The following is a 1588-nucleotide window of genomic DNA, read 5'->3' as shown; positions in this document are numbered from 1 at the left end:
GCCGGGCGGGCGGCGCGTCGTGCTGACCGGCGCCAGGCCGGGCGAGGGGCAGCCGGCGCTGGAGCGCAGCCTGCGCCTCCGGCTGAAGAAGGGCGACGAGACCCCCGTCTCGCCGGGCGACCGGCTACGGGTGCGCGCCCTGTTGCGGCCGCCACCGCCGCCCCCGGCCCCCGGCGCCTGGGACTACCAGCGAGCCGCCTTCTTCGAGGGCCGCGCCGGCAGCGCCTCGGCCCTCGCCGCCGTCGAAAGGCTGGAGGCCGCGCCGTCATCGCCGGGAGGGAGCGGCTTCGCCGGGCTGCGCAGCCTGCTGGAACAGCGCGTCCTCGCCGTGCTCGGCAGCGGCGCGACGGGCACCGTGTCCAGCGCCATGCTCACCGGCAGCCAGACGCCCATCCCGGACGAGGCCGTGGCGGCGATGCGCGACAGCGGCCTCGCGCATCTGCTGTCCGTGTCCGGTCTGCATGTGGCCATCGTGATCGGGCTGGGCATGAGCGTGGTGCGGCTGCTGGTCGCGCTGGTGCCGCCCCTGGCCCTGCGGGTGGACAGCAAGTCCGTCGCCGCCGCCACGGGGCTGCTGCTCGGCGCGGGCTATACGGTGCTCACCGGCTCGCAGGTTCCGATGCTGCGCTCCCTGGCCATGGCCGCCCTGGCGACGCTGGCGATGCTGCTGGGGCGGCGGGTGGTGTCGCTGCGCGCTTTGGCCCTGGCCGCCGCGCTGGTGCTGGCCTGGCAGCCCGCGGCGCTGCTCGGCCCCTCCTTCCAGATGAGCTTCGCCGCCGTGCTGGCGCTGATCGCCGGGTGGGAGGCGATGCGCGCCCCGCTGGACCGGCTGCGCGGCCAGGGCGAGGCCTGGCGGCGGGGGCTGGTGGCGGTGCTCGGGCTGACGCTCACCTCGCTGCTCGCCGGGCTGGCGACCATGCCCTACGGCCTGCACCATTTCGGGCGGCTGCAGCTCTATGGCGTGGTGGCGAATGCGGTGGCGGTGCCGGTGACCTCGCTGCTGGTGATGCCCGCGGGGATGCTGGCGGTGCTGCTGATGCCCTTCCGCCTGGAATGGCTGGCCCTGGTGCCGATGGGCTGGGGCACGGAGATCGTGCTGGCCACCGCCCGCCGCGTCGCCTCCTGGCCCGGAGCGGCCGCCATCGCGTCGCCGATTCCCGCCTGGGGCCTGTTGCTGGCGAGCTTCGGGATGCTCTGGCTCTGCCTCTGGCGCACGCGCTGGCGCTGGGCCGGGGTGCCGCTGATCCTGCTCGGCCTGTTCTCCGGGCCGACGGTGCCGCAACCCGACCTGCTGGTCTCGGCCGATGCGCGGCTGATCGCCTATCGCAGCCCGGAAGGCGTCTTCCTGGGGCGCGGCTCGGGCAGCAACGGCTTCGCGCGCGACAGCTGGCTGCGCGACTGGGGGGAGGCGGGCTTCGCCCCGCTGCCGGCGGAAGAGGAAAGGGTGGAAGCCGGGCTGCGCTGCGCCGCCGACCACTGCCTGCTGCGGCCCCGGCCCGGGGCACCGGCGATTGCCCTGCTGCGCAAGGTGAAGACGCGCCGGGGCGCCTGTCTCTTGATCACAAGTCTCGACGTCAGCATAGAGAGG

General features: G+C 75.2%; 1 protein-coding gene. It reads left to right on the top strand.

What is annotated here, in order from left to right:
- A partial coding sequence (locus ROTAS13_RS24310; RefSeq protein ID WP_075823648.1) for a ComEC/Rec2 family competence protein occupies positions 1 to 1588 on the top strand: 1588 nt, incomplete at both ends.

Origin of the sequence: Roseomonas sp. TAS13, from assembly GCF_001950415.1 — a bacterium.
Classification (GTDB): Bacteria; Pseudomonadota; Alphaproteobacteria; order Acetobacterales; family Acetobacteraceae; genus Roseomonas; species Roseomonas mucosa.
This window is presented reverse-complemented; position numbering and strand designations above follow the sequence as displayed.